General features: G+C 73.1%; 20 protein-coding genes. 1 reads left to right on the plus strand and 19 read right to left on the minus strand.

Translation table 11 applies throughout. The annotated features are described in order from the left end of the window. Positions 1-27: 27 nt before the first annotated feature. The 6 genes from GJQ66_RS07235 to rpe are packed head-to-tail and all read right to left on the minus strand — an operon-like array spanning position 28 to position 3,642. Positions 28-624 (minus strand): Trp biosynthesis-associated membrane protein, encoded by a 597-nt coding sequence (locus GJQ66_RS07235; protein ID WP_368732770.1) that lies wholly within the window; start codon positions 622-624, stop codon positions 28-30. Further along, a complete protein-coding gene (hisI, locus tag GJQ66_RS07240) occupies positions 621-1,001 on the minus strand; it encodes a phosphoribosyl-AMP cyclohydrolase (protein ID WP_155048757.1) in 381 nt (126 codons plus the stop codon). Before hisI ends, GJQ66_RS07235 begins: the two co-directional genes overlap by 4 nt. Beyond that, positions 1,001-1,762 carry an imidazole glycerol phosphate synthase subunit HisF gene (gene hisF, locus GJQ66_RS07245; RefSeq protein WP_155048758.1) on the minus strand — a complete coding sequence of 254 codons (762 nt, stop codon included), beginning with the start codon at positions 1,760-1,762 and terminating at the stop codon, positions 1,001-1,003. Before hisF ends, hisI begins: the two co-directional genes overlap by 1 nt. 35 nt (positions 1,763-1,797) lie before the next feature. Then, entirely contained in the window at positions 1,798-2,640 is an 843-nt protein-coding gene (gene hisG / locus GJQ66_RS07250) for an ATP phosphoribosyltransferase (protein WP_368732771.1), read from the minus strand. A gap of 46 nt (positions 2,641-2,686) precedes the next feature. Next, on the minus strand, positions 2,687-2,950 hold the full coding sequence (locus GJQ66_RS07255) for a phosphoribosyl-ATP diphosphatase (RefSeq protein ID WP_166318183.1): 264 nt from the start codon (positions 2,948-2,950) through the stop codon (positions 2,687-2,689). Beyond that, on the minus strand, positions 2,947-3,642 hold the full coding sequence (gene rpe / locus GJQ66_RS07260; RefSeq protein WP_368732772.1) for a ribulose-phosphate 3-epimerase: 696 nt from the start codon (positions 3,640-3,642) through the stop codon (positions 2,947-2,949). Before rpe ends, GJQ66_RS07255 begins: the two co-directional genes overlap by 4 nt. A 62-nt stretch (positions 3,643-3,704) precedes the next feature. On the opposite strand from rpe, the gene GJQ66_RS07265 reads away from it, so the two are divergent. Then, on the plus strand, positions 3,705-5,171 hold the full coding sequence (locus tag GJQ66_RS07265; protein WP_155048684.1) for a hypothetical protein: 1,467 nt from the start codon (positions 3,705-3,707) through the stop codon (positions 5,169-5,171). Between the two features lie 7 nt (positions 5,172-5,178). On the opposite strand, the gene GJQ66_RS07270 is transcribed toward GJQ66_RS07265, so the two are convergent. The 13 genes from GJQ66_RS07270 to pyrR form a co-directional block, all read right to left on the minus strand. Further along, positions 5,179-6,603, minus strand: coding sequence for an RsmB/NOP family class I SAM-dependent RNA methyltransferase (locus GJQ66_RS07270; RefSeq protein ID WP_155048685.1), 1,425 nt, complete (start codon positions 6,601-6,603; stop codon positions 5,179-5,181). Next, positions 6,600-7,517 (minus strand): methionyl-tRNA formyltransferase, encoded by a 918-nt coding sequence (fmt, locus tag GJQ66_RS07275; protein WP_155048762.1) that lies wholly within the window; start codon positions 7,515-7,517, stop codon positions 6,600-6,602. The genes GJQ66_RS07270 and fmt overlap by 4 nt, the downstream gene beginning before the upstream one ends. 43 nt (positions 7,518-7,560) lie before the next feature. Next, entirely contained in the window at positions 7,561-9,552 is a 1,992-nt protein-coding gene (locus GJQ66_RS07280; RefSeq protein ID WP_368732773.1) for a primosomal protein N', read from the minus strand. A gap of 8 nt (positions 9,553-9,560) precedes the next feature. Next, a complete protein-coding gene (gene metK / locus GJQ66_RS07285; RefSeq protein ID WP_155048686.1) occupies positions 9,561-10,751 on the minus strand; it encodes a methionine adenosyltransferase in 1,191 nt (396 codons plus the stop codon). A 104-nt stretch (positions 10,752-10,855) separates the two neighbouring features. Next, the gene (gene rpoZ / locus GJQ66_RS07290) at positions 10,856-11,113 is read right to left on the minus strand and encodes a DNA-directed RNA polymerase subunit omega (protein ID WP_155048687.1); all 258 of its coding nucleotides are present in this window, start codon (positions 11,111-11,113) and stop codon (positions 10,856-10,858) included. A gap of 34 nt (positions 11,114-11,147) precedes the next feature. Next, a complete protein-coding gene (gene gmk / locus GJQ66_RS07295) occupies positions 11,148-12,056 on the minus strand; it encodes a guanylate kinase (RefSeq protein WP_155048688.1) in 909 nt (302 codons plus the stop codon). Continuing rightward, entirely contained in the window at positions 12,049-12,930 is an 882-nt protein-coding gene (gene pyrF, locus GJQ66_RS07300) for an orotidine-5'-phosphate decarboxylase (protein ID WP_368732774.1), read from the minus strand. The genes gmk and pyrF overlap by 8 nt, the downstream gene beginning before the upstream one ends. Then, positions 12,927-16,208 (minus strand): carbamoyl-phosphate synthase large subunit, encoded by a 3,282-nt coding sequence (gene carB / locus GJQ66_RS07305; protein WP_155048689.1) that lies wholly within the window; start codon positions 16,206-16,208, stop codon positions 12,927-12,929. Before carB ends, pyrF begins: the two co-directional genes overlap by 4 nt. After that, positions 16,201-17,379 (minus strand): glutamine-hydrolyzing carbamoyl-phosphate synthase small subunit, encoded by a 1,179-nt coding sequence (gene carA, locus GJQ66_RS07310; RefSeq protein ID WP_155048690.1) that lies wholly within the window; start codon positions 17,377-17,379, stop codon positions 16,201-16,203. The genes carB and carA overlap by 8 nt, the downstream gene beginning before the upstream one ends. After that, positions 17,376-17,879: a hypothetical protein gene (locus GJQ66_RS07315; protein WP_155048691.1), complete on the minus strand. Its 504-nt coding sequence runs from the start codon at positions 17,877-17,879 to the stop codon at positions 17,376-17,378. Before GJQ66_RS07315 ends, carA begins: the two co-directional genes overlap by 4 nt. Beyond that, on the minus strand, positions 17,876-19,177 hold the full coding sequence (locus GJQ66_RS07320; protein ID WP_155048692.1) for a dihydroorotase: 1,302 nt from the start codon (positions 19,175-19,177) through the stop codon (positions 17,876-17,878). The genes GJQ66_RS07315 and GJQ66_RS07320 overlap by 4 nt, the downstream gene beginning before the upstream one ends. After that, entirely contained in the window at positions 19,174-20,145 is a 972-nt protein-coding gene (locus GJQ66_RS07325) for an aspartate carbamoyltransferase catalytic subunit (RefSeq protein ID WP_155048765.1), read from the minus strand. The genes GJQ66_RS07320 and GJQ66_RS07325 overlap by 4 nt, the downstream gene beginning before the upstream one ends. Then, positions 20,145-20,687: a bifunctional pyr operon transcriptional regulator/uracil phosphoribosyltransferase PyrR gene (gene pyrR / locus GJQ66_RS07330; protein WP_155048693.1), complete on the minus strand. Its 543-nt coding sequence runs from the start codon at positions 20,685-20,687 to the stop codon at positions 20,145-20,147. Before pyrR ends, GJQ66_RS07325 begins: the two co-directional genes overlap by 1 nt. Positions 20,688-20,717 lie beyond the last annotated feature (30 nt).

Here is a 20,717-nt window from a genome sequence, read left to right on the forward strand (position 1 = left end):
GATGACGAGTCTAGGGGATCCGCCGGCTCAGGCCGGGCGGGTGGGGTCGTCGCCACGGGACAGGTCGTCCCACGTGTCGACGGCGTCCAGGGGGCCCGTGGCGGGCCGGGCGCCGGTGCCCGTGTCGAACCGGCGGCCGCCGCGGCGCCACGAGCGGGCCGTGACGAGGGCGAGCAGACCGCCGAGCGCGACGAGGGCGCCGAAGAGGGCGCCGAGCCACGCCCAGGGCGTGACCGCGATGCCGGACACGAGGTCGGCGACGGCGGTCTCGCCGCTGATGCCCGTGTGATCCGTCACGGCGGTCTGTACGACGCTCGTGGGAGCCGACCAGGCGACGGGCGCCGTGACCGCGACGAGCGCGGCCCCGATAGCGACGCCGAGCGCCGCGAGCACGTAGCGCAGCGCGGGGCCCGACAGAGCGAGGGCGAGGGACAGGGCGAGCGCCGCGAGCGACAACGGCTGAAGGAGCGCGATGCCGTCGGCGCCCGTTGCGGTGACGTCCGCGTCCGCGAGCGACGCCGTGGCCCAGACCTGCGTGGATCCGATGAGGCTTCCGGCGCCGCCCGCGAGGATCGCGAGGACGCTCGTGGAACGGCCGCGGCGCGCGGACCAGCTCTCGGTCACGCGGTCACCGGGTGGAGGTCGCGCTCCTCGCCGTCGAAGCAGGTCGTCGTGCCCGTGTGGCAGGCCGCGCCCGTCTGATCGACGTCGAGCAGCACGACATCGCCGTCGCAATCGAGCCGCGCGCCGCGGACGACCTGGACGTGGCCGGAGGTGTCGCCCTTGCGCCAGTACTCGCCCCGGCTGCGCGACCAGTAGGTCACGCGGCCCTCGGTGAGCGTGCGGCGCAGCGCTTCCGCGTCCATCCACGCGAGCATGAGGACCGCGCGGCTCGTGTGGTCCTGCACGACCGCCGGGACGAGCCCGTCGTCGGTGAAGCGGACGCGCGCGATGCGCTCGGCGACGGCCTCGGCCGTGAACAGGTCGGCGGGGTCTGTCATCATCGTGTCGGGATCCCTTCCGCGCGGAGCGCGCTCTTGACGTCCGGGATGCGAATCTGGCCGGAGTGGAACACGGTGGCGGCGAGCACGGCGTCCGCCCCCGCCTGGATCGCCGGGGCGAAGTGCGCGACCTCCCCCGCTCCGCCGGAGGCGATCACGGGCACGTCGGCGCACTCACGCACGAGGCGCGTGAGCTCGAGGTCGAAGCCCGCCCGCGTGCCGTCCGCGTCGATCGAGTTCACGAGCAGCTCGCCCGCGCCGCGCGAGACCGCCTCGCGCGCCCACGCCAGGGCGTCGATGTCGGTTTCCGTGCGCCCGCCGTGCGTCGTGACGACGAACCCGCTCGGGGTGCGGGGCGACCGCTTGATGTCGAGCGAGAGCACCACGAGCTGGGCGCCGAAGCGATCGGCGATCTCGTCGATCAGATCGGGCCGCGCGATCGCGGCCGAGTTGATCCCGACCTTGTCGGCGCCGACGGCCTGCAGGCGCGCGACGTCGTCGACCGATCGCACGCCGCCGCCGACCGTGAGGGGGATGAACACCTGTTCGGCCGTGCGCCGCACGACGTCGTACATCGTGCCGCGGCCCTCGACCGTCGCGGCGACGTCGAGGAAGGTGAGCTCGTCGGCTCCCTGCGCGAAGTACTCGCGGGCGAGCTTGACCGGATCCCCCATCTCGCGGAGGTTCTCGAAGTTGACGCCCTTGACGACCGCGCCGCCCGCGACGTCGAGGCACGGGATCACGCGCGCGGCGACGCCCAGGTCGGCCGCGGTGGCGTGCGAGGGCGAGGGATCCATCACAGGCGGGCGTTGTGGATCGCGGTCACGAGCAGGGCGCGCGCGCCGAGCGCGTAAAGGTCGTCCATGATGCGGTTGACCTCGCGGCGCGGGACCATGACGCGCACCGCGACCCAGCCCTCGCGCGTGAGCGGGGAGACCGTCGGGGACTGCATGCCCTCGGCGACCGCGGTCGCGCTCGGCAGGAGATCCGCCGGCAGGTCGTAGTCGAGCATGACGTAGCGTCGCGCGACGAGCACGCCGCGGAGCCGCCGCAGGAGCGTGTCGATTCCCGCGGCCGTGCTCGGGCCCTGGATGAGGACGGCCTCGGACTCGAGCATCACGGGCCCGAAGATCTCGAGGCCCGCCTGGCGCAGCGTGGTGCCCGTCGAGACGACGTCGGCGACGGCGTCGGCGACGCCCAGCTGCACGGCGGACTCGACCGCGCCGTTGAGCTCCACGACGTCGACGGACACGCCGTGCTTCGCGAGGAAGGACTCGACGAGGCCCGCGTAGGAGGTCGCCACGCGGCGGCCCTCGAGGTCGGCCAGCGCCGAGAAGCTGCCCGCGGGCGCCGCGAACCGGAAGGTCGACTCGCCGAATCCCAGCGCCTCGATCTCGCGGGCGGCCGGCATCTGGACGTCGAGCAGGAGATCGCGGCCCGTCAGGCCGACGTCGAGCGCGCCGCGGGCGACGTACGTCGCGATGTCGCGCGGGCGCAGGTAGAAGAACTCGACGCCGTTGGCCTCGTCGAGCAGGTGCAGGGTCTTCGAGTCGCGCCGCGTGGCGTAGCCCGCTTCCGCGAGCATCTGGACGGCGGTCTCGGACAGGGATCCCTTGTTGGGGATGGCGATACGGAGCACGGGGAGGGGTCTTTCGGATCGGACGTACGGGAGGCGAGGAAACCGATCAGAGATGTCGGTAGACGTCCTCGAGCGTGAGTCCCTTGGCGATCATCATCACCTGGAGGTGGTAGAGGAGCTGCGACATCTCCTCGGCGGCCTCGGCGTCGGACTCGTACTCCGACGCCATCCACACCTCGGCGGCTTCCTCGACGATCTTCTTGCCGATGAAGTGCACGCCCCGGTCCAGCTCCGCCACGGTGCCGGATCCCTCGGGTCGCGCCTGGGCCTTCGCGCTCAGCTCCGCGAACAGGTCCTCGAACGTTTTCACTCCCCCAGGCTATCCGTTCCGTGACGGTGCTGCCGCGCGAGGTCTCTCAGCTGCGCGATCCGCGCGTCGATATCGGCGGCGCCGAACACCGCGGACCCGGCGACGAACGTGTCGGCACCCGCCTCGGCAGCCTGCCCGATCGTGTCCACCGAGATGCCGCCGTCGACCTGCAGCCACACGCGCGCGTCGCGCCGCCTCGCCTCGTCGGCGAGGGCGCGCAGCTTGGGCATCGTCTCCGGCATGAAGCTCTGGCCGCCGAAGCCCGGTTCGACGGTCATCACGAGCACCTGGTCGAACGCGTCGAGGTGCTCGAGGATCGGATCCACAGCCGTGCCCGGCTTGATCGCGACGCCCGCGCGCGCGCCGATGTCGCGCAGGCGGCGCGCGAGCGCCACGGGGTCGGCGGCCGCCTCGAGGTGGAAGGTGACGCTCGCCGCGCCGATCTCGGCATACTCCGGCGCCCAGCGGTCGGGGTCCGCGATCATCAGGTGCACGTCGAGCGGCAGCGGGCTCGTGTCCTGGATCCGCCGCACCATCTGCGGGCCGAACGTGAGGTTCGGGACGAAGTGGTTATCCATGACGTCGACGTGCACGAGATCGGCGCCGGCGATGCGGCCGAGGTCGCGCTCCATGTTGACGAAGTCGGCCGACAGGATGCTGGGGTTGATACGGGGCGCCGCGGGAAGACTCACCCGCCCATTATGGGCGGAGCCGGTCACTACGCTGAATCCGCGACGGGTCGAAGGGGGCGCACATGGGGGACTTTCCGTGGCAACGGGGCGAGACGCCGAGGTGGGACGCGCGCATGCCGTGGCAGCGGGGCGCGGACCAGCCCTCCCCCGCTCCCGATGCGGCGGATCCGGCGCCCGAGCCGCCCGACGAGGCGCCGCGGCCGGAGGTCGATGCGGATCCGCCCGCCGCGCCCGAGCCGATCGGGTCGGATGAGCCCGGCGATCGTCTGGTTCCCGAGCCGATCGCCGGCGAGGAGCCGGCCGCGCAGCCGCCGGCAGACCGGGATCCGAGCGCCGAGCCGCGTGCCGACGCTGGCGGGCGGCCCGGCGCGGGCCCCGACGAGCGGCGGCTGGCGGAGGCGGGCCAGGAGGAGGAACCGCGTGCGGGCGCGGAGCCGTCCGCTGCGCCCGCGCGGGCGGGGGCCCGCACGGGACAGGCCGGGCGGCGGACGCGCACCCGCGGTCGCGGCACGGGAATCGTCGTGGCGCTCGTCGTTGTGGGCGTTCTCGCGGCGGTCGCGATTCCCGCCGTGCTCTCGAGCGACGTGTTCGGGGACCCGGATCCGCTCGCGGACGTCTCGGAGGACGACCGACGCGCCGCGGCCGAGAGCATGGCCGCCATCGGGTCTGAATTCCTGACGGCCATCGAGGCGCGCGACGCCGACGCGGCCCGCGCGCTGGTCTACGGCGCGGAGGAGTTCGCGTCGGACTATCAGGACGCGTCGTTCCTCAGCGCGGAGATGCTCGACGCGTCGCAGGACCTCGCCCCGATGACCGACGTCACGATCGTGGAGTCCGGCCTCGACGGATCCGCGTGGTCCGGGCGGGTGCGCGCTGAGATGCGACTCGCGGGCGAGCCGCACGCTCTCGACCTCGAGATGACCGAGGGCTACGACGGCGCCTGGCGGGTCGACGACTACGGGCTGGGGCTGTCGCTCTACGACGCCGCGTTCGACGAGTTTGGCGTCACGATCTTCGGGCGCGACGTGGACCTCGAGCGCGAGACGATGCTCTTCCCCGGCGCCTACGAGGTCGCGGTGGGGGCGCCGCACCTGGTCGTGGGCGTCGATACCCCCGACGGGACCGAGCGCCCCGACGCGCTGGTGCTGCCGCTCGCGGAGGACGAGTGGCCGACGGCGGCGCTGTCGGCGGAGGCCGAGCGAACCGCCCGCCAGGCCTTCGAAGACGCGGTGGAGGACTGTCTCGCGTCCGACGCGATCCGCACGCCGTGCGCAAGCGAGCGCGGCTTCGCCGCGGGCGACGTCGAGGGGCCCGTCACGCGCTCGAGCGACACGATCGCCGACGCCACCGCCGTGCCGCTCCGCGTCGATATCGATGATCCCCAGGCGATCGCGGGGTTCGGATACTTCTCCATCCGCCTCGACGCCCGCTGCGCGGGCGGCGGCGAGTGCACGGCGTACGAGGTCTCCGACCGCGCCGTCGTCGTCATCGGAGACGACGGCGCGGCCTCGCTCGAGTGGCAGCCGTAGGGGGTGCTCAGCCCCGCACGCGGTAGAGCGCGAGGAACATCGCGTCGGTGCCGTGACGGTGGGGCCAGAGCTGCGCGACGGTGAGCCCGTCCGACCGGGCCGGGAGGTCGAGCTCCCGCCGCGAGACCGCCTGCAGCGCGGCCGTAGCGTCGAGGAGCTCGACCGCGTCGCCGCGCCGCTCGAGCACCTCCCGCACGACGCCGACCGTCTCGGCGAGGTGCGGGGAACAGGTCACGTACGCGACGGTCCCGCCCGCGCGCGTCGCGCCGATCGCCCCGTCGAGGAGGTCGGCCTGCAACGGGGTGAGCTCCGCGACATCCTCGGGACGCTTGCGCCAGCGCGCCTCGGGGCGCCGTCGGAGCGCCCCGAGACCCGTGCACGGGGCGTCGACGAGGATCCGGTCGAACGCGCCGGGGCGCGCCGCCGTCAGGTCCCTGCCGTCCCGCTCGTGCACCTCGATGGGGTCCAGGATCGCCGCCAGGGCGCGCCGCACGAGGCCCGCGCGCGCGGGCACCACCTCGTTCGCCTCGAGGCGCGCGCCGGCCGCCCGCGCCTCGGCGGCGAGAAGGGCGGTCTTGCCCCCGGGGCCCGCGCACAGGTCGAGCCATGCCTCGCCCTGTGCCGAACCCGAGGACGCCAGGCGGCTGAGCGCCAGCGCGACGAGCTGGGATCCCTCGTCCTGCACGCGCATCGCCCCGCGGGATCCGGCCACGATCGGCTCCGGGTCCCCCACGCCCGGGCGGAACCCGACCGGCGAATAGGGCGTCCGCGGCTCGGGCGGATCCGCGAGCCCGGGAAGGGCCGCCATCGTCACGCGCGGCGCGGAGTTATCCGCCTCCAGGAGTGCGGCGAGCTCGTGCGCCCGGCCCTCCGCCTGCAGCGCGCGCCGGAACGCGCGGATGACCCACACGGGGTGCGAGGAGGTCGCCGCCAACGCCTCGTCGTCGCTGCGCGCGTCCTGCGCGAGGCGCTCGCTCCAGGCGTCCGCCCCCTCCCGGGACACGCGGCGGAGGACGGCGTTCGCGAATCCCGCCGCGCCGCGGCCCGCGGCCCTCTCCGCGAGCGAGACCGACTCGTTGACGGCGGCGTGACTCGGAACGCGGGTCGCGAGGAGCTGGTGCACCCCCAGGCGGATGGCGTCCAGGACCGCCGGGTCGATCGTCTCCGGGGCGCGCTCCGCGGCGATGCGGACGACCGCGTCGTACGTGCCGAGCCCGCGCAGGGTGCCATACGTGAGCTCGGTGGAGAGGCCGGCGTCGGCCGGGCCGAGCCCGGCGCGCTCGATCTCGCGCGGGAGGAGGAGGTTGGCGTACGCGTCGTCCTCGTCGACCGCGCGCAGGACCCGATAGGCGACGTCGCGCGCGGGCTGGACGGGCTGCGGGCGCCGGTCCGGGCCACGCCGCGAGCGGGGCGCGCGCTCGCGGCCGCTCATGCGCCGAGCCTCGCGGCGCCGCGCAGGCCGCGGAACCAGTCCGCGGCGGCCATCTGCGGCTTTCCAGCGGGCTGCACGCGCTCGAGCAGCAGCGGATCCGTCGCGGTCCCGACGAGAACGCCGTCCGGGTGCGGCGCGAGTTCGCCGGGGGCGAGCGCGCCGCGATCCGACGTCGTGGCGAGGCGATGGACCTTCAGGCGCGCGCCGTCGTGGGTCGTGTGCGCCCCCGGTTCGGGCGTGACCCCCCGATACCGCGCGAACACGCGCTTCGCCGGCTCGCGAAAATCGAGCGCCCCATCCGCGAGGGTGAGCTTTGGGGCGAGGGTCGGCGCCCCCGCCTGCGGGGTCGCGACCGCCCGCCCGCCTGCGATGTCGTCGACGGTGGCGCGGACGAGGTCGGCCCCGACCTCGGCGAGGGCGGCGAGCACCTCCCCCGCCGTCGCGCCGCCGGCGAGCTCGTACGGGGTCGTCGCGAGGACGTCCCCGGCGTCGAGCGCCTCCACGAGGCGGAACACCGTCGCTCCCGTGACGTCGTCGCCGGCGATGAGGGCGTGCTGCACGGGGGCGGCGCCGCGCCAGCGCGGGAGGTCGGAGAAGTGAAGGTTGATCCAGCCGTAGCGCGGGACGGCGAGCAGCGGCGCGCGCACGAGGCCGCCGTAGGCCACGATGACGCCGAGGTCGGGCTCGAGCCGGGCGATCCGCGCCGTCTCGTCGTCGCCGAGGCGCGCCGCCTCGATGACGTCGATGCCGAGCCCGGCGGCGGCCTCCGCGACCGGGGACGGCGTCAGCACGCGGCGCCGGCCCTGCGGCGCGGCCGGTCGCGTCACGGCGGCCACGATCGCGTGGTCCGATGCGCTGAGCGCGTTCAGCGTCGGGACCGCCACGCCGGGCGTGCCCGCAAAGACGATGCGCAACGGGTCGGGGGTCGGGCTCATGTCGGGGTCCTTCCGGAACGGATCACAGCTCGGGATCGGGGATGTCGAACCGCACCGCGAGTGTATTCGTCGGGGTGCGGGGCTTTGGTGCGCCGGGCTCGCGGCGGCGCGCGCGGGCGCGCTGAGCCATGGCGGCCTGCACGACGGCGGCGCGGAGGGTGGCCGCGACGGTGGTGCCGAGGGAGTAGGGAAAGCGCACGAGCGCGATGCGCCGCTCGGGCGCCTGCGGGGCGGGCACAGGACCCAAAACGGCGTCGCTCGCGAGCTCGGGGACCTCCTGTCGGAGAGACGCCAGCGCGTCGTCGACGCGGTCGGGCAGGCCCTCGAGGCGGGCGACGCGCGCGGCCGGCGGCATCGCCAGCGGCGCGCGCTCGACAAGCTCCGCCCGTGCGTGGGCGGGCTGGCTCCACGTCGCGAGCGCGCGCGCCGCGGGGCCCGTCACGCCGACGAGATGCACGGGCGCCTCCGGCGCGGCGAGGGCGGCCGCGTTCGACCACCACCTGAGGCAGCTCTCTCCGATCCGGAGATCCGGAGCCTGGAGCATCCGGTCGCCGTCGAGCAGCAGGACGGCGCGGTAGCCGGATCGCGGGATCGGCTCGGCGCCGCGGGTCGCGACGACGAGCGCCGGCGCGTCGTCGACTTCGGCGACGGGGTGCGCGCCGTCGGCGACGACGACGCGCACCCCGGGAAACGCGCGCCCGAGCTCGTCCGCCGTGCGCTCGGATCCCGACGAGGAGAGGCGAACGCGCGTCGAGTCGCACTGCGCGCACACCCACCCGTGCGCGCCGCGGCCGCACCAGCGGCAGGTCGGGGTCGCGCCGCGCGCGGGCGCGTACAGCGGGCCTCCGCACGGGACGCAGCGCGCCGGAGACCGACAGTCCGCGCACACGAGGGAGGGCGCGTACCCGGGGCGGGCCACCTGGACGAGAACGGGTCCCCGCTCGAGCCCCTCCCGCGCGGCGCGGAAGGCGGCGGACGGGATCCGCCCCGTGTGCGGGGTGTCCTGCGGCGGCGCGAGCACGGCGCGCGGCGACTCGCGCCGCGCGGGCGCGATCTCCCGGACGAACCCGATCTCGACGAGCCGCTCCGTGTCGGACGTGCGCGTGTGGCCGCCGATCAGGAGCGCCGTGTCGTCGAGGCCCTGACGCACGAGCGCCGCGTCCCGCGCGTGCACGTACGGCGCGAGAGGCTCCTCGAACGAGGGGTCTCCGTCGTCGAAGAGGGCGACGACGCCGAGGTTCGTCGCCGGCGCGTAGACGGCGGATCGATTGCCAATCACCACGACGGGCGACTCCTCGAGGGTGCGCAGGTACCCCGCGTACCGCTCGGGCCCGGGGCGCCCCGCGTCCTGCGTCACGATGGCGCCGGCGGGGAGGACCTCACGGACCCGGCGGTCGAGAAGAGCGCGCGCGCGATAGTCCGGCACGGCGAGGATCGCGGATCGCCCGCGCGCGAGCGCGTCGACCGCCGCGGCGGCCCACACGTGCGTCCAGCGCGGCAGGCCGTCGCGGACGCCCGGCGGCGCGTCGATGGCGACGCGTGCGCCGTCCGCGAGCGCCTCGGCGAGGCCCGGATAGGCGGCGAGCTCCGCGCGCGCGGCGTTGAGTTCGGCGGCGCCGACGGCGGCCGCGTCGTCGTGCGGGGCCGCGAGCCACGTCTTCTCCGCGCGCACCATGCGGCGCGGGATCGCGAGGCGGAGGACGTCGATCGCGGACCCCGCCGCGCGGTCCGCGACGGCGCGGGCGAGGCGATAGAGACCGGGCGGGAGGACCACGGCATCAGACACGACCTCCTCGATGGGCGCGAGGCGACGATCCGCGTCAGTCTCGACGGCGCGCTCGACGACGAACGCCTCGAGGATCCGCCCCGCGGAGCGCAGCGAGACCTTGACGCGCACGCCCACGCGGACGCGCTCCGACAGCTCGCCCGGAATCTCATAGTCGAAGAGCCGGTCCAGCTGCGGCAACGGCGTGTCGACGATGACGCGGGCGATGGCCCGCTCTGCGCCGCCCACGGCGCCCGTCACAGGCCCGCGGCGGCTCGCAGATCGTCCGCGCGGTCGGTGCGCTCCCAGGTGAACTCGGGCAGCTCGCGGCCGAAGTGGCCGTACGCGGCGGTGCGGGCGTAGATCGGGCGCAGGAGGTCGAGGTCGCGCACGATGGCGCCCGGGCGCAGGTCGAATACCTCGCGGATGGCGTCGGTGATGACCGCGTCGCTCACGACGCCCGTGCCGAAGGTCTCGACGTACAGGCCGACGGGATTCGCCCGGCCGATGGCGTAGGCGACCTGCACCTCCAGCCGCTCGGCGAGCCCCGCCGCGACCGCGTTCTTCGCCACCCAGCGCATCGCGTAGGCCGCCGAGCGGTCGACCTTCGAGGGGTCCTTGCCGCTGAACGCGCCCCCGCCGTGGCGGGCGGCGCCGCCGTACGTGTCGATGATGATCTTGCGCCCCGTGAGGCCCGCATCCGCCTTGGGACCCCCGAGCTCGAAGCTGCCCGAGGGGTTGATGTGGAGCGCCGCGCCCGAGGCATCCAGGCCCGTCGACTCGAGCACCGGGCGCACGACGAGCCGCTCGACGGCCTCCGCCAGGTCGGCCTGCGAGATGTCCGGGCTGTGCTGCGTCGACAGGACCACGGCCTCCACCGTCCGGGGGACCTGGCCGTCGTAGCCGAGCGTGACCTGCGTCTTGCCGTCCGGCCGGAGGAACGCGAGCTCTCCCGACTTGCGCACCTTGGTCAGCCGCTCGGCCATGCGGTGGGCCGTCCAGATCGCCGTCGGCATGAGCTCCGGCGTCTCGTTCGTCGCGTACCCGAACATGATGCCCTGGTCGCCCGCGCCCTGCTGCTCGATCGGATCCGCCCCGTCGCCGGAGCGGTGCTCCTCGCTCGTGGTCACGCCCTCGCCGATCTCGCGGGATTGTTCGCCCACGGAGACCGTGACGCCGCACGAGTCGGCGTCGAAGCCCATGTCGCTCGAGGTGTACCCGATGTCGCGGATGACGCCGCGCACGATCGAGGCGATATCGGCGTACCCGTCGGTGCGGATCTCGCCGGCCACGTGGACGAGACCCGTGGTGACGAGCGTCTCGACGGCGACGCGGGCGCCGGGATCCTGCGCGAGCAGGGCGTCGAGCACGCTGTCGCTGATCTGGTCGCAGATCTTGTCGGGGTGCCCCTCGGTGACCGACTCAGACGTGAACAGGCGAAGGCTCATGGGATGACCTCGAGGTTGGTGGGAAAAACGGCGGGAGAACCATCATGACGAGGACCCCCGACATCGCGATGGCGGGGGTCCTCACACGACGGTGCGGGGCGGGGTCACTCCCCCGCGGGGCGCAGGCGCAGCTTGTCCTGGTGGATCTCGCGAAGCGCGATCGACAGCGGCTTGTCCTCGACGGCCGAGTCGACGAGCGGACCGACGTTGTCGAAGAGCGAGCCCTCCTGCAGGTCCGTGTAGTAGTCGTTGATCTGGCGGGCCCGCTTCGAGCCGTAGATCACGAGCTGGTACTTCGAGTCGACGCGGTCCAGCAGCTCGTCGATCGGCGGATCGATGATGCCCTTGTTCTCCGTGGCCATGGAAACTCCTTGTGAATGAGCGCGCGAGAAAGCCTCAGCGCGCGGACGCCTGCATCAAGTCTACGACCTGCTGGGCCGCGGTCGGCACATCCTCGTTGACGACACGGAAGTCGAACTCCCCCTGCGCGGCCAGCTCGTCGCGTGCCGTGCGGAGCCGGCGGGCCCGCTCGTCCTCGTCCTCGGTGCCGCGCCCAACGAGCCGGCTGACCAGCTCGTCCCAGCTCGGCGGCAGCAGGAACACCAGCGACGCCCGCGGTTCGCTGCGCCGAACCTGGAAGGCGCCCTGCATGTCGATCTCGAGAAGGACGGGCCGCCCGGCCGCGACGGCGCGGTCGATGGGACCGCGCGGCGTGCCGTAACGATGCGTGCCGTGGACCGTCGCCCACTCGAGGAGCTCGCCCTCCGCGACCATGCGGTCGAACTCCGCGTCGTCGACGAAGAAATAGTGTTTTCCGTCGACCTCGCCCGGGCGCGGCTGGCGCGTGGTGGCCGAGACGGACAGCATGACGTCGGGGTGATGCTCGCGGATGTACGCGGCCACCGTTCCCTTCCCGACCGCGGTCGGGCCGGCGAGGACGACGAGGCTGGAGCGCGCCGGGCGCGGCTCGGGCTCGGGCCAGCGCAGATCCAGCCACCCCCGCAGCGCGTCGCGCTGTCGACCGCCCAGGCCGCCGAGCCGCTTGACGGGCGAGATTCCGAGATCGGCGAGGATTCGGTCGCGCTTGCCCGCGCCGATCGCGGGGATCGCGGTGAGGAACTCGGGAACGCGCAGGGTGCCGGCCGCGGACCGCGGATCCGCCGTGGCGCGCCGCAGCACGCTCTGCGGCGTCACAACGCGCATCGCGATGTCGCGCTTGAGCCCGGCGCGCGCCCGGCGGGCCTCGACGGCCTTGCGGGACGCGGCGAGTCGGTCGACCTCCGGCGGGCGCGGCGCCTCACTCATGGCCATCACGCTCCCGGACGCTCCTGCTCTCGCTGGTCCTGGCGGCTCGTGCCGCGTCGGCGTGCTCTTCGATCACGCTGTCGATCATCACAGGTCCGGCCGAGAGAATGCTCCGGCTCTCGCTCACGAGGACGGTCGGCGCCGCCTCCCCGAAGATCGCGCCGAGCTGATCGGGGCGCGCGCCCTGATGCCCGAAGCCGGGCGCGAGGAGAGGGGCCGGAGGCGCCGCCGGGGCGATCCCCGCCGCGTCCCAGTCCACGGTCGCGCCGACGACGAATCCGGCGCTCGCCCACTGGCCGCCCTCCACGTACCGCGCGTTGAGCTCCGAGACCTCGTCGATCACGCGCTGCGACACGGTCCGGCCCCGAGGATCGACGGAGGACTGCAGACCCCGCGATTCCGGGTTGCTCGTGGCGGCCAGGACGAAGACGCCCTTGCCCGCGTCGTACGCGCGCTCGATCGTCCCCGCGAGCGATCCGACCCCGAGGTACGGGCTCACGGTGAGCGCGTCCGCCTCGAGCGCCGCGCCGGGCGTGAGCCAGGCCTGGGCGTAGGCGTCCATCGTGGAGCCGATGTCGCCGCGCTTGGCGTCCGCGATCACGAGGAGGCCGGCCGCGCGCGCCTCGCGCGACACGTCCTCGAGCGCGCGGAGGCCGTCGGACCCCCAGCGCTCGAAGAACGACACCTGCGGCTTCACGACCGCGACGCGCCCCGCGGCGGCCGCGACCACGCGCAACCCGAACTCCCGGACTCCCGCAGCGCTGTGCGCCAGGCCCCATTCCGCGAGGAGGCCGGGGTGCGGATCGATGCCCACGCAGAGCGGGCCGCGCCGGTCCAGGCCGGCGCGCACCCGCTCTCCGAAGGGCACCGTCACGCGGCCCGCTCCGCCTGGAACTCCTGCAGGCTCTTCACGTCGAAGCCGGATCCCATGGTGCCCATGGCCGCGACCGCCGCGCCGAGCGTCGCGATCGTCGTGAAGAGGGCCTTGTCCGCGCCGACCGCGGCCGCCCGGATCTCGTAGCCGTCGGCGCGCGCCGACATGCCGCTCGGGGTGTTCACGATGATGTCGACCTCGCCGCGGGTGATGAGGTCGACGATGTTCTCCTCGCCGGTGGCCTGCGTCGCCGAGTACTTGCCGACGACCGTGACCGCGATGCCGTTGCGCGCGAGGATCTCGGCGGTCCCGGACGTCGCGAGCAGCGTGAAGCCGAGCTCCTGCAGGCGGTGCGCCGGCAGGATCACGTCGCGCTTGTCGCTGTCGGCAACCGAGATGAACACGGTCCCCGCCGTGGGAATGCCGCCGTACGCGGCCGCCTGGCTCTTGGCGAACGCCGTCGGGAAGTCCCGGTCGATGCCCATGACCTCGCCGGTCGAGCGCATCTCCGGGCCGAGCACGGAGTCGACGATCTCGCCCGTCTCGGTGCGGAAGCGCTTGAACGGCAGGACGGCCTCCTTGACGGAGACGGGGGAATCGAGCGGCACGCGGGATCCGTCGAGCTCCGGCAGGAGCCCCTCGGCGCGCAGCTCGGCGATCGTCGAGCCCGCCATGACGCGGCTCGCCGCCTTCGCCAGCTGAATGCCCAGCGCCTTCGACACGAACGGGACGGTCCGGCTCGCGCGCGGGTTCGCCTCGATGACGTGGAGGACGCCCGCGCTGATCGCGAACTGCACGTTGAGGAGGCCGCGCACGCCCACGCCCTCGGCGATCGCGCGCGTGGCCGCGACGACCCGGTCGATCTCGCTGCGCCCGAGCGACATCGGCGGCAGCGCGCACGACGAGTCGCCCGAGTGGATGCCGGCCTCCTCGAGGTGCTCCATCACGCCGCCGACGTACAGGTCCTCGCCGTCGTAGAGCGCGTCGACGTCGATCTCGACGGCGTCGTCCAGGAACCGGTCGACGAGGAGGGGGGCGTCCGCGCGGATGATCGCGTCGCCCGCGATCCGCGCGAAGTAATCGCGGAGGCTCGGGGTGTCGTAGACGATCTCCATGCCGCGGCCGCCGAGCACGAAGGACGGGCGCACGAGGACGGGGTACCCGATGTCCTCGGCGATCGCGACCGCCTCCTCCTCGCTCGTCGCGGTGCCGTTGCGCGGCGCGACGAGCTGGCCGCGCTCGAGGATCTCGCCGAAGAGCTTGCGGTCCTCCGCCAGATCGATCGCCGCGGGGCTCGTGCCGAGCACCCGATAGCCGGCGTCCTGGATCCCCTGCGCGAGGCCGAGCGGGGTCTGTCCGCCCAGCTGGCATACGACGCCGAAGAGCTCTCCCGACTGCGACTCGGCGTGGAGGACCTCGAGGACGTCCTCGAGGGTCAGCGGCTCGAAGTACAGGCGGTCCGACGTGTCGTAGTCCGTCGAGACGGTCTCCGGGTTGCAGTTGACCATGATCGTCTCGAAGCCCGCGTCGCTCAGGGCGAACGAGGCGTGCACGCACGAGTAGTCGAACTCGACGCCCTGCCCGATGCGGTTGGGGCCGGATCCGATGATGACCACCTTGCGGCGGTCCGACGGCGTGACCTCGGTCTCCGCGTCGTAGGACGAGTAGTGGTACGGCGTGAGGGCCGGGAACTCGCCCGCGCACGTGTCGACCGTCTTGAACACGGGGCGCAGGTCGAGGTCGTAGCGCGTCTGGCGCACGTCCTCCTCCGTGAGGCCCCGCAGCTCGGCGATCTGCGCGTCCGAGAAGCCGTGCTCCTTCGCGAGGCGGATCGCGCGCTCGTCAAGCGCGCCCGCCTGGGCGATCGCGGCCGCGACGTCGTTGATCAACACGATCTGGTCGAGGAACCAGGGGTCGATCTTCGTGGCGTCGAAGACCTGCTCCGCGGTCGCGCCGAGGCGCAGCGCCTGCTGCACGTCGACGATGCGGCCGTCGGTCGGCACGACGATCGACTCCAGCAACTCCGCGACCGTGCGCGTCTCGTCTCCCCAGTGGAAGCTGGATCCGCGGCGCTCGGTCGAGCGCAACGCCTTCTGCAGCGCGGTCGTGTAGTTGCGGCCGATCGCCATGGCCTCGCCGACCGACTTCATGGTCGTCGTGAGCGTCGGGTCGGCGGCCGGGAACTTCTCGAACGCGAACCGCGGCACCTTGACGACGACGTAGTCGAGCGTCGGCTCGAAGGAGGCGGGCGTGACGCGGGTGATGTCGTTCGGCACCTCGTCGAGTCGGTAGCCCAGCGCGAGCTTCGCCGCGAGCTTCGCGATCGGGAAGCCCGTGGCCTTCGACGCGAGCGCGGACGAGCGCGAGACGCGCGGGTTCATCTCGATGACGATGATCCGGCCGGTGTCCGGGTTCACCGCGAACTGGATGTTGCACCCGCCCGTGTCGACGCCGACGGCACGGATGATGTCGATGCCGATGTCGCGCATCTTCTGGTACTCGCGGTCCGTGAGGGTCAGCGAGGGCGCCACCGTGATGGAGTCGCCCGTGTGGACGCCGACGGGGTCGACGTTCTCGATCGAGCAGACGACGACCGTGTTGTCGGCCGTGTCACGCATGAGCTCGAGCTCGTACTCCTTCCACCCGAGGATGGACTCCTCGAGCAGGACCTCTGTGGTCGTCGACTCACGGAGGCCCTGGCCGGCCATGCGGCGCAGCTGCTCCTCGTTGTAGGCGAAGCCGGATCCGAGCCCACCCATCGTGAAGGAGGGGCGCACGACCATGGGGTAGCCGAGCTCGTCCGCCGCGGCCATGACCTCGTCCATCGTGTGGGCGATGCGGCTCTGGGCGACGTCGGCGCCGCACTCGACGACGAGCTCCTTGAAGACCTGCCGGTCCTCGCCCTTGCGGATCGCGTCGACGTTCGCGCCGATCAGCTCGACGTCGTACTTGTCGAGGATGCCGAGCTCGTTCAGTGACATCGCGGCGTTGAGCGCCGTCTGGCCGCCGAGCGTCGGGAGGATGGCGTCGGGGCGCTCCTTCGCGATGATCGTCTCGATCACCTCGGGGGTGATGGGCTCGATGTACGTGGCGTCCGCGAAGTCGGGGTCGGTCATGATCGTCGCGGGGTTCGAGTTGACGAGGATGACGCGGACGCCCTCCTCGCGCAAGACGCGGCAGGCCTGCGTTCCCGAGTAGTCGAACTCGCACGCCTGGCCGATGACGATCGGACCGGATCCGATGACGAGGACGGAGGAGATGTCGTCGCGCTTAGGCATGAGCGCCCTTCTTGCTGAGGGACTCGATGACGAGGTCCCGGAAACGGTCGAACAGGTAGTTGGCGTCGTGGGGCCCTCCCGCTGCCTCGGGGTGGTACTGCACCGAGAAGGCGGGGATGTCGAGGGCGCGCAGCCCCTCGACGACGTCGTCGTTGAGGCCGATGTGGCTCACCTCGACGCGGCCGAAGCCGGCCGGGCTGTCGAAGACGCCCTCGCGCGGCGCGTCGACGGCGAACCCGTGGTTCTGCGAGGTGATCTCCACGCGCCCCGTGGCCCGGTCGAGCACCGGCTGGTTGATCCCGCGGTGCCCGAAGGGGAGCTTGTAGGTGCCGAGCCCGAGAGCGCGGCCGAGGAGCTGATTGCCGAAGCAGATGCCGAAGAACGGCAGGCCGTCGCGCAGCACGCCCTGCAGGAGCTCGACGTGCTTGTCGCTCGCGGCCGGGTCGCCGGGGCCGTTGGAGTAGAACACGGCGACGGGATCGATCGCGCGGAGCTGTTCCGGCGTGGTCGACTGCGGCAGGACGTGCACCTCGAACCCGCGACGCGCGAGGTTCTGGACCGTCGCCTGCTTGATGCCGAGGTCGATCACGGCGAGGTTGCCCAGGCGCTCGCCCACGGCGGGCGTGACCTGCGGCTCGGCCAACGAGACCTCTTCGGACAGGTTGCGTCCCGTCATCTCGGGCGCCTCGCGCACGATGCGGAGTTGTTCCGCGGCGTCCAGCTCGGCGGCGTCGCCCGAGAACACGCCGCCGCGCATCGAACCGAGCGAGCGGATCCGCCGCGTGATCGCGCGGGTGTCGATGCCGGAGATCCCGACGATGCCGTCGCGGCGCAGCGCGTCCTCGAGGGACTCGTCGGCGCGCCAGTTCGAGACGACGCGGGACGGGTCGCGGACGATGTAACCGGCGACCCAGATGCGGCGGGACTCCGGGTCCTCGTCGTTAACGCCGGTGTTGCCGATGTGCGGCGCGGTCTGCAGCACGATCTGGCCGGCGTAGGACGGGTCGGTGAGGGTCTCCTGGTAACCGGTCATGCCGGTCGAGAACACGACCTCGCCGAGGGTCGTGCCGCGGGCGCCGTAGGCGTATCCCTCGTAGCGGGCGCCGTCCTCGAGCACGAGAACGGCCCGGTCCCGGTCGAGCAGGGACGAGATGTCGACGGTGGAAGTCATCGGGTGGCTCCTGTGGGGGTTTCGGCTGCGCGGATGCTCTCGATCGCCGCGACGAGCGCGGCCGGGTCGGAGTCCTGCAGGCGGAGGTAGGTATCGAAGATCTGGGACCCGGACGCCCAGGCGACGAGCACGAGCCCGTCGCGTTCGACGACGCGGTCGATCGTCCAGGTCGCCCGGCCCGCGCCGGTGAGGGACGCGGCCGGGAGGAAGACGGGGCGCTCGCCCGGAAGCCCGAGGCCGAGCCCGTCGCGCGTGACCGTGATCGCGGCGGACGAGCGGAAGGCCAGGGGGCGCGCCGTGACGCGATCGAGCGGGGCGTCGTGACGGGTCGTCGCGACGTAGAACCCGTCAAACTCGCCGATGGGCTCGCCCGTCGGCTCGCCGAGCGGCACGTCGATGTCGGCGTCGCGCCGCGTTCGTCGTCGCCAGCCCCACGCCATGAGGGCGAGGCCGACGAGCGCGACGGCGACCATCACGATCAGCGCGAGCTCCCGCGTCACGAGCGCGGCTCCAGAGCGCCGTCGGCGAGTGTGGGCCGGCCGCGGTGGATGGTCCACCGGACGGATCCCGGGAGCGAGCGACCGAGGTACGGCGAGTTCCGGCTGCGCCCGCGCAACGTGTCGAGGGCCACGTCCCCGCGCGCGGCGGGATCGTAGAGCGTGAACTCCGCCGGCGCGCCGGGCGCGATCGCGCGGCCGTGGCGGTCGTCGATGCCGCCGATGCGCGCGGGCGCGGACGACATCACGCGCGCGACGTCCTCCCAGCCGAACGGGCCACCCTCGACCATCGTGTCGTGCACGATACGCAGGGCCGTCTCGAGGCCGACCATGCCGTTGGCCGCGGCCGCCCACTCGGAGGACTTCGCCTCGTCGGGGTGCGGCGCGTGGTCGGTGGCGACGATGTCGATCGTGCCGTCCGCGAGCCCCTCGCGGACCGCCAGGACGTCCTCCTCGCGGCGCAGCGGGGGGTTCACCTTGAAGCGCGGGTCGTAGCCGCGCACCTGCTCGTCCGTGAGGAGCAGGTGGTGGGGCGTGACCTCGGCGGTGACGTTGATCCCGCGCTTCTTCGCCCACCGCACGATGTCGACGCTGCCGGCGGTCGAGAGATGGCAAACGTGGAGCCGAGATCCGACGTGCTCCGCGAGGAGGACATCGCGGGCGATGATCGATTCCTCGGCGACCGCGGGCCAGCCGGCGAGGCCGAGCTCCGAGGAGACCGCGCCCTCGTTCATCTGCGCGCCCTCGGTGAGGCGAGGATCCTGGGCGTGCTGGGCGATGACGCCGCCGAAGGACTTCACGTACTCCAGCGCGCGGCGCATGATGAGCGGGTCGAACACGCAGAAGCCGTCGTCGCTGAAGACGCGGACACGGGCGCGGGATGCGGCCATGGCGCCGAGCTCGGCGAGCCGCTCCCCCTTCTGCCCGACGGTGACGGCGCCGATGGGCTGCACCGTGGCGTATCCGGCCGCCTCGCCGAGCGCGAGCTCCTGCTCGACGACGCCCGCCGTGTCGGCGACCGGAAGCGTGTTCGGCATCGCGAAGACGGCCGTGTACCCGCCCGCGGCCGCCGCGCGCGTCCCGGTCTCGATGGTCTCGCTCGCCTCGTACCCCGGCTCGCGCAGGTGCGTGTGCAGGTCGACGAGGCCGCGGATCGCCACGAGCCCGTCGGCGTCGATCGTGCGGGCGCCGGGGCGAGACAGCCCCGAGCCGACCTCGGCGATCCGGCCGTCTTCCACGACGATGTCGGCGCGATCCGCGCCCTCGATCGCGGCACCCTGGATGAGGAGCACCTCACTCATCGGCTCTCCTTCGTCTCGAATCCCTCGCGCTCCCCCGCCAGGAGCAGGTACAGCACCGCCATGCGCACGGACACGCCGTTCGTGACCTGCTCGCGCACCGTCGCCCGCGGCGAATCGGCCGCCTCCGAGCAGATCTCGAGACCGCGGTTCATCGGCCCCGGGTGCAGGACAATCGTATCCTCGCCGAGCGCGGCCAGCCGGTCGCTCCCGAGGCCCCAGATGCGCGCGTACTCGCGCTCCGACGGGAAGTATGCGGCGTTCATGCGCTCCAGCTGGATCCGGAGCATCATGATCGCGTCGTGGCCCTCAGCGATCGCCTCGTCGAGGGAGTACGCGACGCGCACGGGCCAGGCGCTGACGTCCTGCGGGAGCAGCGTGGGCGGTCCGACGAGGGTGACCTCGGCGCCGAGCGCGGCGAGGAGCCAGACGTTCGAGCGCGCGACGCGCGAGTGCAGGATGTCGCCGACGATCGCGACCCGGTAGCCCGCGAGATCGCGCCCGCGGCTGCCGCCTGCGCCGTACCGGCGGCGGCGCATGGTGAACGCGTCCAGCAGCGCCTGCGTCGGATGCTCGTGCGTACCGTCGCCGGCGTTGACGACGCCCGCCGAGATCCATCCGCTCGTCGCGAGCGTGCGGGGCGCGCCCGACGCGCCGTGCCGCACGACGACCGCGTCCGCGCCCATCGCCTCGAGGGTCTGGGCGGTGTCCTGCAGGCTCTCGCCCTTGGAGACGCTCGACCCCTTGGCCGAGAAGTTGATCACGTCGGCGGAGAGGCGCTTCGCGGCCGCCTCGAACGAGATGCGCGTGCGCGTCGAGTCCTCGAAGAACAGATTCACGACGGACTTCCCGCGCAGCGTCGGGAGCTTCTTCACCTCGCGCGACTGCGTCGCGGCCATGTCCTCGGCGACATCGAGGATCCGGATCGCGGTGTCGCGGTCGAGGGTCCGGGTATCGAGCAGGTGCCGCATCACGGGGTCTCCTCGCCGCGGATCGTGACCTCATCGACGCCGTCGATCTCCTCGAGCCGCACGTTGATGCGCTCCGAGCGCGCCGAAGGGAGGTTGCGCCCGACGAAGTCCGGACGAATGGGGAGTTCGCGATGCCCGCGGTCGACGAGGATCGCGAGCCGCACGGCCGAGGGCCGACCGATGTCGCCCAGGGCGTCGAGCGCCGCGCGGATGGACCGCCCGGAGAACAGGACGTCGTCGACGAGGACGACGACGCGCCCGTCGACGCCGCCGGGCGGGATCTCGGTCGGGTGCGGGGACCGCGTCGGGTGCTGCGCCAGGTCGTCGCGGTACATCGTGACGTCGAGCTGGCCGACCGGGACGGCGGATCCGCTCACGCGCTCGATGAGCGCCGCGAGGCGTTCGGCGAGCGGGGCGCCGCGGGACGGGATCCCGAGGAGCACGAGGCCGTCGGGGCCCCTGTTCGACTCGAGAATCTCGTGGGCGATGCGCGTCAGGGCGCGCGAGATGTCGGATGCGTGCAGCACGGTGCGCGTGCTCATCCCAACTCCCTTCTCCGCCTCACAGGACGG

Origin of the sequence: Microbacterium sp. ZXX196 (assembly GCF_009709595.1) — a bacterium.
In the GTDB taxonomy this organism is placed as follows: domain Bacteria; phylum Actinomycetota; class Actinomycetes; order Actinomycetales; family Microbacteriaceae; genus Microbacterium; species Microbacterium excoecariae.